Source organism: Flavobacterium sp. GSP6 (genome assembly GCF_003984855.1).
Taxonomy (GTDB): Bacteria; Bacteroidota; Bacteroidia; order Flavobacteriales; family Flavobacteriaceae; genus Flavobacterium.
On record NZ_RYDO01000002.1, the window covers coordinates 61,161 to 78,712 of the forward strand.

The window sequence follows — 17,552 nt, forward strand, 5'->3', positions numbered from 1 at the left end:
TACTATTTTTAGACATTTGACGCGGCTTATTTTGGATTATCGATTTGGTATAAAAAACTTCATTATGATGAGTAATTCGTAATCTTAGTTTGCAAATAGCTTTTCTATTGGGTGATATACAATTGATTTGAAGTGAAAAAGCCACTAAATTATAATAATATGTTTTTTAGTATCTTTTTTTTGTGTTTAGTATAATTTTAGTATTAATTTTTTAAAGTATTAATTTTAAAATCGAAAACGTTTTCGGCATAACGAAAACGTTATAGTTTAGTAATATCTTAATATTATCATAAATTTATAATTATGTTTGGTGTTAATATTTAAACAAACCATTAAAAAAAATTATTAACCAACTTATTTATTACGTATGAAAAATAGTCTAATTAAAGGCTTGATGGTGTTTCTAACGATGCTGTGTACAAGCTTGACATATTCGCAAGATGTGTCTGGTACAGTATCTGATGGCAGCGGTCCGCTTCCAGGGGCTTCTGTCTTAGTTAAAGGAACAACAAATGGAGCACAAACTGATTTCGATGGAAAATTTACGATCAAAAATGTAGGCTCAAATGCAGTTTTAGTTTTTAGTTACATTGGTCTTAAATCTCAAGAGGTAAATGTAGCAGGTAAGAGTACTATTAGTGTAGTCTTAAAAGAAGATTCTGCAGAACTGAAAGAAGTAGTAGTTATTGGCTACGGTACGGTTAAAAAGAAAGATGCAACGGGTGCTGTAGATCAAATTAGCTCTAAAAAATTTGATAATGTTGCTGCTATCAATCCAGCTGAACTTTTGAGAGGTAAAGTTGCAGGTGTTCAAATTACTTCTTCAAGTGGAGAGCCAGGTGCTGCAAATTCAATAAGAATTCGTGGTAATGGTACTTTACGCGGGGGTAACGGACCGCTTATTGTTGTAGATGGGGTGCCTTTAGCCGGAGGTGACGTATCAGCAGGTGGTGCTAATATGAATTTAGGCTCTATGAGCGCCAAAGATCCATTGAGTTTCATTAATCAAAATGATATCGAAAGTATGTCAATTTTGAAAGATGCCTCTTCAACAGCGATTTATGGAGCTAGAGGGGCTAATGGGGTAATTATTATTACAACTAAGAAAGGAAAGTCTAAAGTGCCAGAATTAACTTATTCTACTTCTTACACTACTTCTTCTTATGCTTCAAAATTCGATGTTTTATCTACTGATGAATTTATTGCGGCAACTCCAGGTCAGACAGCAAATCATTTTGGCGGAGCATTCGATTGGAAAAAACAAGTATTGCAAACAGGTAATACTGTAAATCATGACCTGTCTTTCTCAAGTGGAACAGACAATTCTAGTACTAGAGTTTCTCTAGGTATGGCTAATACTGACGGTATCGTAAGAAATACTGGTTTAGATAAAATTTCTGCAAGTTTTTACAACTCAAATGATTTCTTTGATGGTAAAGTGATATTAGAAACTCGTATCGCTTATTCTAATATCAAAGATCGTAGAGGTTTGATTACTAACGATACAGGATATATTGGTAACTTATTAAGTGCTGCATTGTATTGGAACCCAACGCGTTCAGTTTATGACCCAGCACAGCCAGGCGGTTACACAAGAGTGAGTGGTGATTATCTTAATCCTGTTCATTTGATGAATTCGTTCTCTAATAATGGTGATTTGTCTAAATTATTAGGTAGTCTAACCACTACTGTGAAATTAACTAATAGTTTGAAATACAACATGGTTGTTGGTATTGAGACGTCTAATTCTTCTGTAAAGCAACAAGCTACTCCGGATTTAAATATTCAAGATTTTGCAACGGCTACTAATCCTGCGGATTTGAAAACGTACAGAGGACAAGCGACAGTTTCTAATGATCAAAGAGTAAACAAAACTATTGAACACAATTTAACATTCACAAAAGATATTACAAAAAATATTAACTTGAATGCAATTGTTGGATATTCGTACTATAACTATGCATCTAATGGTACTTATGTATCTGCAAAAGGTTTTGCTGCTACACAAACTAATTTATTAGAAAATATGGAAGGTGGAATCCCAACAGAAACAAGAGTTGGTTCTTATAAAGGATTAGTTGATATGCAATCTGTTTTTGCCAGAGCATCATTAGCATTCTATAATAAATTGAATTTAGATTTAACGGTAAGACGTGATGGTTCTTCTAAAACAGCAGCGGGTAAAAAATACGGAAATTTCCCTTCTTTAGGTTTGGCTTACAAACTAGTTGATGGAAAAGACGGGTTAGTTAATGATTTTAAATTAAGAGGAAATATTGGTAAAACAGGTAATACTGAATTTCCAAGAAACTCTTCTGTAGGTATAATTGAATACAATGGTCCAAATCAATTTAATGTTGTAAACAATGCGAATTCTCAATTAACTTGGGAGACTACAACTTCTTACGGAGTAGGGACAGACTTTGCTTTGCTTAATAATAAGTTAACAGGATCTGTTGATTATTTCAACAAAAATACTACTGATTTAATTGTTGGTATCCCTTCAACTTCAGGGCAGCCTTCACCTCAAGGTATCAAATATACTAATTTACCAGCTAACTTAATAAACAAAGGAGTCGAGGTTTCGTTGTCATACAAGGTAATTGATACAGATGATTTAACTTGGGATATTTCTGGTAACGTGGCATTCTTGTCAAATACTATTGAAAATCTGGGTGCCGCAAACGTGTACAACGTTGGGGCCATTCACGGGCAAGGTCTGAGTGATGCATATGTTCAAAGAATTCAAGATGGACATCCATTGTATACCTATTATCTTCCAACATTCACAGGATATGATGCAAATGGAATTTCTCAATATGCAGATGGAGGCGCTGTAAAATTGTTAGATAAGCAGCCTTTACCTAAAATGACTGCAGGCTTTTCATCAAGTTTGGCCTACAAAGGTTTTGATTTCTCAACATCATTATATGGAAATTTCGGTAATTATTTATTCAACAACACTAATGTAGCCCTTTTCTATCAAAATCAATTGGGAGGTAAAAACGTAACTCCAGAAGTTGCAAATTCAGTTCAATCAAGATCTGATGCTAATACACCATCTACTAAATACCTTGAAAAAGGGGACTTTATTAGAATGGGTAATTTAACACTAGGTTATACTGTTAAAGGAGATGTTTTAGAGCGTTTTAAAGTGAAGTCTGCTCGTTTTTATGTAAACGGTTCTAACTTATTTATAATTACTAAATATTCAGGTTTTGATCCGGAAGTTGATACTAACAAATCTTTAAATGGTGTCCCTTCTGCAGGTATAGATTATTTATCTTATCCGAGAGCTAGAACTTTGTCAGTAGGTCTTAACGTAACATTTTAATTAGAATAAAAATGAAAAAAAATAATTTTATAAAGTACGGTATTTTTGCTGGAGCATTAGTTCTTGGCGTTAGTTGTACTAATTTAGATGAACAAATCCCTGATGCAACTGAAATTTCAAAAGCGGATCCTGATGCAGTTTTGACTTCAGCTTATAATGGATTGCGACAATTTGAGGGACAAGACGGAGTATTTGCAATACAAGAGGTTTCTACAGATTTTGTTATTGTGCCAACACGTGCAGGTGACTGGGGTGACGGTGGAGCGTGGTTGCAAGATCATTTTCATACATGGGACGCAAATAGTAGAGAAATAAATACTTCTTGGAGACAGATGCTATCAAGTGTTTATAATTGTGACTTAGCATTAGCTATACAGGGAATTCCGGCTGACAAGAAAGCGCAAGCTCAATTTTTGAAAGCTTATTATTATTACAATGCTATTGATATGTTTGGTCAAGTTCCATACAGAGAAGCAGGTAGTTCTCCAGATGATTTTCCTAAGGTTTGGACTTCTCCTGAAGCGACAGCTAAAATTATTGCATTGCTTGTAGAAGCGTTGCCTAATCTTCCTGCAAAAAACACTTCTGATCCTTCAATTGCAAGTAAAGATGCAGCAAACTTTTTGTTAGCTAAAATTTATTTGAATAAAGCGGTATTTGATTCGCCAAGTCATACAGGATTTAATGCGAACAATGTGGCTAATATGAATAAAGTAATTCAATACGTTGATGCTATTTCTAGCGCTACTACTTTAGCTTCGGATTACTGGGATAACTTTAAACCAGCAAATCATACTAGTCCGGAGTTAATTTTTACAGCCAAAAATATTAATGGTGTAGATATGGGCGCTATTAGAACAAGGTGGTATATGGGAAACCATTACAATCAAGTTCCAAGTGGTTGGAACGGATTTTCTGTATTGCAGGAGTATTACGATAAATTTGATCCGTCAGATAGACGTATTAATAATAATGATCCGGCTATTATTGCCGCTTTCGGGAGCCCTCTAGGACTGCGTAAAGGACTGCAATATGATAAAGGAGGAGTTACTCCTCTAACAACAAGAGCTCAAAATGGTTCATTACCTTTAAATTTTCAAAGTGATTTGGCAAATTTGCCAGCAGATGGTAGAATCATTTCTCAAAGCTGGTTAGAAAGATGGGGTATTCGTCCACAAAAATACATTCCAGATGTGTCTAATATGGATAAACCGGAAAATGACTATGTGTTATTCCGTTACGCGGATGCTTTATTGATGAAAGCGGAGGCTATAACAAGAGGTGGTTCAAGCACAAGTACTGTTGTTTCTATTGCTGCTCAATTACAAGCTCGTCAAGGAATTACCACTGTAATTAATTTGTCGACTTTGGCTAACATTGATAAAGCTAGAGCTACAGAATTGTGGGAAGAAGGTTGGAGAAGAAATGATATGATTCGTTTTGGAACTTATACTACTGCTAGAGCTACAATGAAGAATACTGATGCGTATAGAGTATTGTTACCCGTACCAACAACAGCTTTGTTGAATCCTAATATTAAACAAAATCCTGGATATTAAAAGTATTGTTTACTGTTAATTATATTTGGAGTTAGTTATTAAGAGGGCGATTTATTGCCCTCTTAATTTTTTTATAATTGAGAGCTTCTTATGAAGCTCTTTTTTTGTTTTATTTCACACTTTTTTTGGCTCTTTTTAATTTTTTTATAAACTGAAAAAAACATAAATTGCGTGCTTATATTTATTTAAATTAATTCATTTTTAAGATGTTGAAGTGTATTGCGAGTTTTTTTCTATTTATAATTTTTATAAGTTGTTCTAAAGGAAATTCGGATTCCTTGTTTACTAAATTAGACGCTTCTGAAACGGGTATTAGTTTTCAGAATGAGGTAAAAAATGGTAAGAATATGAATATCTTTAAATATCGTAATTTCTATAACGGTGGCGGTGTAGCAATTGGGGATATCAATAATGATGGTTTGGCGGATGTCTTTTTTACTTCTAATCAAGGCACAAATAAGTTGTATTTGAATAAAGGCAATTTTAAATTTGAAGACATTTCAACAAAATCAGGGATTGAAGGTGAAAAAGCGTGGTCAACGGGTGTAGTAATGGTGGATGTCAATGGTGATGGTTTGCTAGATATTTATGTTTGTGATGCAGGAAGTAATATTGATGCTATAAGAAAAAGTCAGTTGTATATAAATAACGGGAATACTACTTTCACAGAAAAAGCGGCAGAATACAATCTTGCGGATACTGGAATTACAACCCACGCAGCCTTTTTTGACTATGACAAGGATGGGGATTTAGATTGTTATATTTTGAATAACAGCTTTATTCCGGTTGGGACCTTAAATTATTCTAATAAAAGAGAATTACGAGATAAAGACTGGGATGTTGCTGAAATCCTTAAAGGAGGTGGTGATAAATTGATGCGTAATGACAATGGGAAATTTGTTGATGTTAGTGAATCAGCGGGTATTTTTAGTAGTTTGATTGGTTTTGGTTTAGGAGTGACTGTGGGGGATGTTAACGGCGATTTATATCCAGACATTTATATCTCAAATGATTTTTATGAAAGAGATTATTTATACATCAATAATAAAAACGGAACGTTTACCGAACAAATTCAAGGTTGGGCAACCCATATAAGTCAATCTTCTATGGGGGCGGATTTAGCGGATGTTAATAATGATGGTAAATCTGATGTTTTTACAACTGATATGTTGCCAGAAGGGGATGCCCGTTTAAAAACAACAACTAGTTTTGATAACTATGATTTATTGACTAGAAAATTGAATTTAGATTTTTTTAATCAATATATGTCCAATACTTTACAGATTAATGATGACAATAATAAATTTATTGAAATAGCTAATTATGCAGGCGTGGCTAAAACGGATTGGAGTTGGGGAGCCTTGTTGTTTGACATGGATAATGATGGGTATAAAGATATTTATGTTTGTAATGGGATTTATCATGACTTGACAAATCAAGATTTTATGGACTTTTTTGCAAATGAATTTTTGCAGAAAATGGTAGTTACAGGTAAAAAAGAAGATATTGAAACCATTATAGCCAAGATGCCAAGCACGCCTATCTCAAATTACGCTTATAAAAACAATCATAATCTGACGTTTACAAATAATGCGATAAATTGGGGTTTGGATACGCCAAGTTTCTCTAATGGTGCGGCTTATGGTGATTTAGATAATGATGGTGACTTAGATTTAGTAGTGAATAATGTAAATATGGAATCCTTTGTTTACAGAAATAATTCAGAGAAAAACAAAGCAAATCATTTTGTTAAGGTAAAATTGAAAGGAGATAATCAAAATAAATTTGCTATCGGTAGTGTAGTTGAATTATATTCAGGTAAGGAAATTATAAGACAAGAGTTAATTCCTTCAAGAGGATTTCAATCTTCTATTGATTATGTAATGACGTTTGGTATTGGAACTAAAAAAATAGATTCATTACAGGTAATTTGGCCAAATGGAAAATCGCAAACGATAAAAAAAGTAATTCTCAATTCAACTATCAATTTATCAATTGGTAATGCTAAAAAAGAGTATATCTTTAAAAAAACACAGTCAAAAGCCTTGTTTAAAGAGGTGAAGTCAAACTTTATTACTCATAAGGAAAATGATTACATCGATTTTGATTATGAAGGATTAATCTCTAGAATGCTATCACAAGAGGGACCTTCACTTGCCGTAGGAGATATTAATGGTGATGGGAATGATGATGTGTTTATTGGAGGTGCTAAAGGACAATCAGGAAAAATTTATTTGAACAAAGGAGACAATAGTTTTGGCGTCACAGTTCAAAAAGATTTGGATGTAGATGCTGATTTTGAAGATACAGCGGCTAGCTTCTTTGATGCTGATAATGATGGAGACCTAGATTTATTTGTAGGGTCAGGCGGAAATGAGAAATCGGATCAAGCCAATTATAAAAACCGTTTGTATTTGAATAATGGCAAAGGGATTTTCATAAAAAGTAAAACTACCATTCCAACAACTAATAATGTATCAGTTATTGCACCTTGTGATTTTGATAGTGATGGGGATGTAGATGTTTTTGTGGGGAGTAGAAGTGTTCCAGGAGTCTATGGTATTGACCCAAAACATTTATTATTAGAAAATGATGGCAAAGGAAATTTTACAAATATTATCGACAAAAAAGCCTTCAAACTCAACTCGACTGGAATGATTACTGATGCGGTTTGGGAAGACATTGATAATGATTCTAAGAAAGATTTGATTGTAGTAGGCGATTGGATGGCTCCACAAATCTTTAAAAATACAGGAAGACGTTTGGCTATTTTTAAATCAAATTTGACTGGTTATTCAGGTTTTTGGAATTCAATAAATTGTGTGGATTTGAATATTGACGGTAAAAAAGATTTTATTTTTGGGAATAAAGGAACTAATACAACTTATAAAGCGTCTGCTAAAAATCCTATGAAATTATTTGTCAATGATTTTGACAATAATGGAACTATTGAACAAATTACTACTCGTACTATTGAAGGAAAAGATATGCCAATTCATTTAAAACAAGAATTGGCAAAACAGATTCCATCTATTAAAAAGAAAAATTTAAGTTATGCTGATTATGCGAACAAATCAGTTCAAGAAATATTTGCTCAAGATGTAGTCGGCAATTCTTTACAAAAAACGGCTGTGATTCAGGAAAGTGTTGTTGCTATTAATAAGGGTAATGGTCAGTTTGAAATAAAAATATTACCAAAAGAAGTGCAATTTTCATCTGTAAATACTACTTGTGTCGTGGATGTTAATAAGGACGGAATTTTAGATATCATACTTGGGGGAAATCAATATGAATTTAAACCGCAATTTGGGCGATTAGATGCCAATCATGGAAGTGTTTTGTTAGGGAGTAAAAAAGGTGATTTTACTTGGCTTCCTTATGCTAATTCTGGTTTCTTTTTAACTGGAGAAGTGCAAAAGATTAAAATAGTTAAAAACAAAAATAATACGATAGCTATTTTAGCAGTACTCAATAATAATACTCCAAAACTATTTATAAGTAATGAATAATTTTTTTAAAATAGGTCTAGCGTCATTGCTATTTATTAGTTGTTCAAAGAATGAAAATCTATTATTTGAAAAACTATCGCCCGAAGAAAGTAATGTAAAGTTTAATAATCAATTAGATCAATCAAAAAATATTTCGATTTTAGATTATCTCTATTATTATAATGGAGGCGGGGTCGCTCTGGGTGATATTAATAATGATGGTTTAGTAGATATTTATTTTACGTCCAATCAAGGGAAAAACAAGTTGTATCTCAATAAGGGCGACAATAAATTCGAGGATATTTCTGTGAAAGCTGGCATAGAGGGGGAAAGTGATTGGAAAACGGGTTCTATTATGGCCGATGTCAATGGCGATGGGTATTTAGATATCTATGTTTGTGCAGTGGTAGGAATCAATGGATTTGAAGGTCATAATGAATTATTTATTAATAATAAAAATAATACCTTCACTGAAAGTGCTTCAGAATACGGATTAGATCTTGATAATTACAGTTCTTCGGCAGCGTTTTTTGATTACGACGGCGATGGTGATTTAGACATGTATTTGTTAAATCATGCGATTCATTCGGAAGCTTCTTATGGCAAAGCTGATATTCGAAATAAAAGAAATTATGAAAGTGGAGATAAACTATTTAGAAATGATGATGGCGAATTTGTTGATGTAAGCGCACAAGCGGGTATTTTTGGAGGTGCTAATGGCTATGGTTTAGGAATAGCGATTTCTGATTTTAATTTGGATGGCAATCCAGACATTTATGTTTGTAACGATTTTCATGAAGATGATTATTATTACTTAAATAATGGAGATGGGACATTTACAGAAAGTATGAAGAATTATTTTGGTCATATTAGTCGATTTTCGATGGGAATAGATGTCGCTGATATCAATCACGATGGTTTTCCGGACATAATTACATTGGATATGTTGCCTGAGGATGAAAAAGTCTTAAAATCTTCATCGGGTGACGATAATCCTCAAATGTTGAAGGTTAGAACAGAAAAATTAGGGTATCATTATCAATATACCAGAAATATGTTGCAAATTAATCAGGGAGGGAAACATTTTACAGAAACAGCTTTGTTGAGTGGGGTAGCGGCAACAGATTGGAGTTGGAGCTCCTTATTTGCTGATTATGATCAAGATGGTGAACAAGATATTTTTATTTGTAATGGAATTCCGAAACGGCCAAATGATTTGGATTACATAAAGTATTTTTCAAATGATCATGTAAAAACCAAACTTAATACAACTAAGTTATTGGATAAACAAGCGCTAAAGAAAATGCCTAAAGGCAATGTAACCAATTATGTGTTTCAAGGAGCTAAAGATTTGCAATTTAAAAACAAATCTAATGAATGGATAGAAAACGATTCCATTATTTCAAATGGTGGTGCTTATGCCGATTTAGATAATGATGGTGATTTGGATGTTGTAACCAATAATTTGAATAGTGTGGCTTCCATTTATATTAACAGGACTAATAATAAAGCCAATTATTTAAAATTAAAATTGCGTTTTGGAGGAAAGAATACTTTCGGAATAGGAAGTAAAGTGATTTCGTTTGTAAAAGGCAAAAAACAATTTAAAGAAATTCAGACTACACGTGGTTTTCAATCGAGTTCAGAACCCATAATTCATTTTGGTTACGGAAAAATAAAGCAAGTAGATTCTATTCAGGTAATTTGGCCGGATAAAACGATCCAAACCCTGAAAAATGTAAAAACGAATCAGACGCTTACAATCCAAGCTAATTCGGGGCGTAAAGTATTTAATTATGCAAAATTACATCCAGCTATTTTGCCTATTTTTAAAAAATCAGAAATCAATTTAGGAATCGATTTTACACATCTAGAAAATGACTTTGTTGATTTTACAGCTCAAAAATTAATACCATATCAACGTTCTGATCGTGGACCGGCAACTGTTGTTGGAGATTTGAATAATGATGGTAAAGAAGATGTTTTCTTTGGAGGATCACAAGGGAAGTTAGCCGAAATTTACCTTCAAAATGGAAAAGGATTTTCAAAAAAAGTATTCAATTCAATTTACTTAGATTCCATTTATGAAGATGCCTCGGCGGTGATTGCTGATTTCAATGGGGATAAGCAAAATGATTTAATAGTTGCTTCTGGAAGTGGACAATATGCTGCTGATCTAATTCATAGATTGTATTTGGGAAATACGCTAATTAAAAGTGCTTTTCCAGATACAAAGGCAATGAATGCTTCTGTTATTAAAACAATTGATTATGATAAAGATGGCGATTTAGATTTGTTTGTCGGAAATAATTCTAAATATAATAGTTTCGGGCGAATGCCAGATTGTTACTTGTTAAATAATAATAAAGGTGTGTTTTCGATAGTTCAAAGTAAAATTTTCGCAGGAATTGGAATGGTTACTGATGCGTTGGTTACTGATTTTAATAATGATGGAAACTTAGATTTGATTGTAGTAGGGGAATGGATGAAACCTAAATTTTTTGCCAATATAAAAGGAAGCTTTAAAGAGGTTACAGAAAGTCTTTTACCAGGAAATCAGAATGGGTTATGGCAGTCTATTTGTGCATTTGATATTGACCATGATGGTGATCAAGACTATTTGGTTGGAAACTGGGGAATGAATTCAAAATTCAAAGCCTCTCCGGAATTCCCTATGAAAATGTATTACGATGATTTTGATACGAATGACACTTTTGAAACAATTGTTGCGATCGAAAAAAACGGAAAATACTATACTACAATAGGTTTAGATGAATTAGCTGAAGAATTCAGTGGAATGTTGAAAAAGAAATTCAATAGCTATAAATCCTTTGCTGGAAAAACACTAGAGGAAGTTTTTGATCCCAAAATGTTAGACAAAGCAAAATTGTATGAAGTTCATAATTTAAAATCGGGGTATTTAAGAAATGACAAGGGTAAATTTATTTTTGTTCCATTTTCCAATAAAATGCAAGTAGCGCCTATCACCAGTTTTGTGAAATCTAATTTTGATTCAGATGCTAGGGAAGAAGTTTTTGCTGCGGGAAATTACTTTGGAGTGACTCCATATCACAGTAGATTTGATGGGTTTTCCGGTGCTTTAATCAAGAATGAAAAAACCATCTTGTTAGGGCATCAAATTGGAATTGATCTGACTCAAAAAGCAGTTAAGCATCTGGGGATTATCAATTTTAAAGGCAAAAAATACCTGCTAATTACCATCAATAATAAAAAGGCAGAGCTGTACGAAATGCCTTCAGCTAAGAACTAATTTAATGAAAACAACTCACTTAAACCCTATAAAATGAACTCTAAAATTTATCTTCTAGGACTTATAATGCTCTTTTTGACTTCTTGTGGCAAAGAGATGCGAATTAAAGTGTCATCAGCTGATTTTTGTGCTGCAGTAGATACAGTAACAGGAATTATGGTTCATGACATATTTTCTCCTCCAGTAGCGAGTAGAATTTATGTTTATCCCAATGTTGCAGCTTACGAGATTATGGCACAAAATAGCACGAAATACGAAAGTTTACAAGGGCAGTTAAAAGGACTGGATTCTATTCCTAAACTAGATCCGAAAAGTGGAGTGAATAAAAATTTGGCAGCGCTTATTGCCCATATTGAAGTGAGTAAAGAATTGATTTTTTCTGAGGAAGCTATAGAAAAATATAGAGACAGTTTGTATGAAAAATGGAGCGCTGAAAATCAAAAAGAATTTGATGTTTCCAAAGCGTACGCTTTAAGAGTGGTAGACAGAATAAAAATGTGGATGGGGAAAGATAATTATAAACAAACGCGTACTTTTCCTAAGTTTTCAGTGTATGCAGATCAACCCGGCCGATGGCAACCAACGCCGCCCTCTTATATGGATGGTGTGGAGCCTCATTGGGGCGAAATAAGAACTTTGGTTATGGATTCAGCCTCTCAATTTAAAGCCATCCCACCTCATCCTTATTCTACGGATAAAAATTCTGCTTTTTATAAAGAGGCAAAAGAAACCTATGATGTCGGAAATTTAATTTCTGAAAAATTAATTGAAGTCGAAAAAAATCCAAGCAAACCAATTCCTGAGGAATCGGCTATAGCTTCCTTTTGGGATTGTAATCCCTATGCTACAGTCATACAGGGACACATGATGTTTGCAAAGAAGAAAAATACACCGGATGCACATTGGATTAATATCACTAAAATAGCCTTAAAAAAATCGAAATCAGATTTTGAAACTACTGTTTTTGCTTACACTATAACATCTATCGGAATTTTTGAGAGCTTCATTAGTTGTTGGGATGAAAAGTATAGGAGTAATGTTGTGCGTCCTGAAACGTATATCAATCAAAACATTGATGAAAACTGGAGACCACAATTACAAACACCTCCTTTTCCGGAATATGTAAGTGGACACTCTGTAGTTTCGTCGTGTTCGGCAATTATTCTAACCTCTATTTTTGGAGATAATTTTAGTTATATCGATGACTCAGAAGTTTCTTTTGGGTTGCCTAAAAGACCTTTTAAATCGTTTAAGCAAGCTGCAGCAGAAGCTTCTATTAGTAGGTTGTATGGAGGCATTCATTATAGAGCCGCAATTGAAAATGGGGTAGTTCAAGGTACAAACCTAGGGACATATATTAATAGTAAAATCAAATTTTTCAAATCTAAATAAATCAAATTCATACAATGAATAATAAGTTAAAGTGGTTATCGGCTGTCGTTTTATTTTCTTTTTTAGGATGGTATTTTTTATTAAAGCAATCGGATTATACTATTACTTTTAAAGTTAATGCTGCAACAGGAACTATTTCTCAAGGAATTATAGAGTGGACAACAACACAGACTAAAAATCAAAATGAATTTTATACTGTTTTAGAAAAAAGAAATTTTGATTTCATCAAACATCAGATGAAAAAAGGAAATAAAGAAATGGAATACACTTGGAATATGAAATCAGTAAACGATTCTATGACCAGTATTACTGTTGGAATAAAAGATTTAAATCATTCCTTTTACAATAGATTAACAGCTCCCTTTGTTTCAACCAAGTTTAGGACGGAACAAATAGAGAAAATAAAATCTTTTAAAATGGGACTTGAAGATCATATTGACGATTTTAAAATAAGAATAGACGGTAAAAGATCATCTGAAGAAATATATGTAGCTTACATTTCTTTAAAAAGTATTTTGCAAGAAAAAGCACAGACTATGATTGAATTTGATGCTAAAATTGTAGGTTATTTAGATAGAAATAAAATAAAAATAATCGGTTATCGTCCTTATTTGGAAGTTACTGATTGGAATCAAGATAAAGAAATTATTAGTTTTAATTATTGTTTTCCGATTTCCAAAAATACAAAATATGTTCCGGATAGTGATGTCAAATTTAAAATTATACCGGCGTTAAAGGGTCTTCAGGTAACATATTTTGGTAATTTCAGAACTTCAGACAGATCTTGGTTTACGTTGTTGGATTATGCGAAACTACATGGCTATAAATTAGAGAATAAACCATTAGAGCATTTTCTTTCAAATCCTTTTAATGGGGGTGTAGAATCAGAATGGGAAACAAAAATCATCATTCCTTTTGCTTCAAAATAAAGGTTGATTGTCGTTGATTTAAAATAATCGAAAACGTTTTCGGGTCTTCCGAAAACGTTTTTGTTTTTAATCTGTTTTTAATTGGCAATATTAAAATTATTTTTAGATAAAATTAATAAATCAACCAACCAAAATGAGCTTTAAAGTAAAATTAAAATTTTGGCAGATAATCAATATGAATGTTGGTTTTTTCGGCATACAATACAGTTTCGGCTTGCAACAAAGTGCCGTAAATCCTATTTATGATTTTTTACATGCAAGTCCGGATCAAATTCCTATTTTAAATCTTGCCGGACCCTTAACGGGCTTATTGATTCAACCCATTATTGGCGCAATGAGTGATAAAACGTGGCATCCAAGGTGGGGAAGGCGCAAACCGTACTTTTTTATCGGAGCCATAATTTGTAGTATCGCCTTATTTCTATTCCCATTTAGCAGTTCCTTATGGATGGCTGCAGGTTTGCTTTGGATTCTGGATGTTGGTAACAATACTGCTATGGAACCGTATCGGGCTTTTATTGCGGATACGCTGGATGAAGAACAACAACCAACAGGTTTCCAGGCGCAAAGTTTTTTTACTGGTTTCGGACAGTTTCTGGCTTATATTTCACTTTTTCTGTTTCCAATTATTTTTGTAGGATATACAGGATCGCTACCAACGTGGATTTATGCCTCCTTTTTTTTAGGAGCAATTCTTTCAGTAACTTCCATTTGGTGGAGTATGGGTAAAACTACAGAAATCCCGCCAACAGCAGAAGAATTAGCTATCTTAAAAGCAGAACCTCTAAATATTTTTTCGCCTTTTATCGATATTTATAAAGCAGTTTTAGAAATGCCAACGGTCATGTGGCAACTGTTTCTGGTGTATTTGTTTCAATGGTATGCCATGATGTGCTATTGGCAAAATAATTCGAAAAGTATTGCTTTGTCCGTATGGAATGTAACACCGAGGAATGCAATGGGCTATGAAAAAGCGGTAGAATGGAACGGATTAATTGGTGCTTTTGGATTTATAGTTACTTTTTCAATTGCCTTTTATTTGGCAATATTAGCTAAAAAATACGGTGCAAAAATGATTCATTTTGTCTGTCTTTTATTTGGAGCCGTTTCTTTTTTATGGTTTCCAATGGTGCAAAATCAATACATATTTTTTGCAGTAATTATTGGTTACGGAATTGCTTGGGCCAGTATGATGGGAATACCATATTTGATGGTCGTTGCTGTTATTCCAAAAGAGCGCTATGGAGTGTACATGGGTATTATTAATATGATGATTGTTATTCCAATGATTATCCAAAATCTCTCTTTTGGTTATATTTTAAAGAATTTCTTAGATAATGATGCTCGCCAAGCCATTACTTTTGCTGGTGTTCTGATGCTAATCGGTGCTTTTTGTACTCTTTTGATTAAAAGTAAAAATGTTTCAAGACAATAATATGAACAGTGATTTGAATTATACAAAAGCAATGGAGTTGCTTGAGAAAGTGTCTTCTTCTGAAGGATTTCTAGCCAGTGCTCAAAATATTTCCAACTATAAAAGGGTCTGGGCCCGAGATGGAGTGATTTGTGGATTGGCGGCTTTGGCCTCGGGAGATAAAAAATTGATCGAAACATTCCGTAACACATTAGAAACATTAGCTAGTAATCAACATCAAAATGGCACTATTCCGTCTAACGTGATGACAATTGGCGAGCAAGCTGAGGTTAGTTATGGCGGATTGGCAGGAAGAGTCGACGCCGTGACTTGGTTTGTAATTGGGATCTGCCAATATGCGTATTATACAAAGGACATTACTTTTGTAGCAAAATACGATACTGAAATTGAAAAGTGTTTTGCGCTCCTGGAATCCTGGGAATTTAACAATAAAGGCCTTTTGTATGTGCCATTATCAGGAAATTGGGCGGATGAATATATTACGGACGGCTATGTTTTGTACGATCAATTACTCCGAATTTGGGCCTTAAAAAGTTACAATCATTTTGCACATGACGAGGATATTACCGTAAAGATTGAAACAATAACAGCGCAACTAGAAATTAATTTCACTCCAAATTCAGTTGGTGAAAAATACCACGAACGTGCATATAATGAATTGAACTTCCAAAAATACATGCCGTGTTCTTTTTCACCGGCTGGTTACAAAACACAGTTTGATGCTTTTGCAAATTCGCTGGCTTTGTACTTAAACATTGGTTCCGAAGATTTTCAAAATTCAATTTTAGAATATTCAATTGCACTCAAAAACGAAATGAAATTGCAGTTGTTACCTGCTTTTTGGCCACCAATACAAGAAACTGATTTAGACTGGAATTTGCTTAAAAACAATTGCAAATACGAGTTCAGAAATTACCCTAATGAGTTTCATAACGGTGGAAGTTGGTCCATGGTCAATGGCTTTTATGGTCTGGCTTTGCTTTCGAAAGGAAATAATAAGGAAGCAGAGGCGCTTTTAACGGCTATAAATGAAGCCAACGCTATTGAAAATTTTAGTTTCTACGAAAATTTTAATAGCGAAACCAAAGAGCCAAACGGCGTTCCTTTTTGCGCTTGGAGTGGCGCAGCAACGGTGCTGTTGCACCAAAGTGTACATACAAATTTTAAATTTTTAGTTTAAGTGAAAAAGTCAATAGACATATTATGTGCAGGCGAAGTTTTGATTGATTTTATTGGTCATGAAATGAATACGTCTATAAATAGAACCAAAGATTACCATCGTTTTCTGGGCGGTTCGCCAACAAATTTGGCCGTAAATGCTGCGCGTTTGGGTCTGAAATCAGTATTAGTGGCCACCTGTGGAGAAGATGGTTTAGGCGAATATATTGTTCGAAAGTTAAAAGCAAATCATGTCATTACGTCACAAATTAGAATATCAGAAAGTCATCCGACGTCTGTAATATTTGTTTCAAAATCGACAAGTACGCCGGATTTTATTCCGTACAGAGAAGCAGATTGTCAGATTGAGCAAAGTCAAATACCGAATGATTTACTGGAAAGTGCTAAAATTTTCCATACGACTTGTTTTGCTTTAAGCAAAAATCCAGCTCGGACCACTATTGTGGAAAGTGCCAAACGAGCGAAAGCATTAGGATTACAAACGAGTATTGATATTAATTTTTCGGAGAGAATTTGGCCTGATCGGGAAGAGGCAAGTGAGGTTTTAAAGGATTATTTGTCAACAAATCCTTTGGTAAAATTAAGCGAAGATGACTGTTACCGTCTTTTTACGGAAGAAAAAACCGAAAATTTTATTTTTGATTATTTTCATAGCTTGGGCGCTTCAACGATTTGTTTGACAAAAGGGAAAGATGGCGTAGTATTGTCTAATGTTGACTATGGAAGGTTTCATCAAAAAGCATTGCCGGTAGAAGATATTAAAGACACCACAGGAGCAGGAGACGCTTTCTGGACGGGTTTTTTATATGCACAATTGTTGAATAAAAACTTTGAAGAAACAATAACTATTGCACAGAAACTGGCAGTATTGAAACTTCAGAATGTAGGCAGATTGCCAGAAGGAATAGATATTCAGGAATATTTAAATTCCGATTTGTAATGTCTTTGAATAAAAATTAATTGTT

9 protein-coding genes are annotated in these 17,552 nt (G+C 33.7%); all 9 read left to right on the forward strand.

The features are described 5' to 3' along the window. Window positions 1-367: 367 nt before the first annotated feature. Window positions 368-3,334 carry a SusC/RagA family TonB-linked outer membrane protein gene (locus tag EKM03_RS02205; protein ID WP_126739814.1) on the forward strand — a complete coding sequence of 989 codons (2,967 nt, stop codon included), beginning with the start codon at window positions 368-370 and terminating at the stop codon, window positions 3,332-3,334. A gap of 11 nt (window positions 3,335-3,345) precedes the next feature. Then, window positions 3,346-4,893, forward strand: coding sequence for a RagB/SusD family nutrient uptake outer membrane protein (locus tag EKM03_RS02210; protein ID WP_126458449.1), 1,548 nt, complete (start codon window positions 3,346-3,348; stop codon window positions 4,891-4,893). 206 nt (window positions 4,894-5,099) lie between these two features. Beyond that, entirely contained in the window at window positions 5,100-8,402 is a 3,303-nt protein-coding gene (locus tag EKM03_RS02215) for a VCBS repeat-containing protein (protein WP_126739815.1), read from the forward strand. Further along, window positions 8,395-11,652 carry a VCBS repeat-containing protein gene (locus EKM03_RS02220; protein WP_126576545.1) on the forward strand — a complete coding sequence of 1,086 codons (3,258 nt, stop codon included), beginning with the start codon at window positions 8,395-8,397 and terminating at the stop codon, window positions 11,650-11,652. Before EKM03_RS02215 ends, EKM03_RS02220 begins: the two co-directional genes overlap by 8 nt. A gap of 33 nt (window positions 11,653-11,685) precedes the next feature. Further along, the gene (locus EKM03_RS02225; protein ID WP_126562622.1) at window positions 11,686-13,044 is read left to right on the forward strand and encodes a vanadium-dependent haloperoxidase; all 1,359 of its coding nucleotides are present in this window, start codon (window positions 11,686-11,688) and stop codon (window positions 13,042-13,044) included. A 14-nt stretch (window positions 13,045-13,058) separates the two neighbouring features. Then, entirely contained in the window at window positions 13,059-13,973 is a 915-nt protein-coding gene (locus EKM03_RS02230; protein WP_126562620.1) for a hypothetical protein, read from the forward strand. 133 nt (window positions 13,974-14,106) lie between these two features. Then, window positions 14,107-15,408, forward strand: a complete 1,302-nt coding sequence (locus EKM03_RS02235) for an MFS transporter (RefSeq protein ID WP_126458464.1) — start codon at window positions 14,107-14,109, stop codon at window positions 15,406-15,408. Continuing rightward, window positions 15,392-16,588: a glycoside hydrolase 100 family protein gene (locus tag EKM03_RS02240; RefSeq protein ID WP_233584048.1), complete on the forward strand. Its 1,197-nt coding sequence runs from the start codon at window positions 15,392-15,394 to the stop codon at window positions 16,586-16,588. Before EKM03_RS02235 ends, EKM03_RS02240 begins: the two co-directional genes overlap by 17 nt. Continuing rightward, window positions 16,589-17,527, forward strand: coding sequence for a carbohydrate kinase family protein (locus EKM03_RS02245; protein ID WP_126739816.1), 939 nt, complete (start codon window positions 16,589-16,591; stop codon window positions 17,525-17,527). Window positions 17,528-17,552 lie beyond the last annotated feature (25 nt).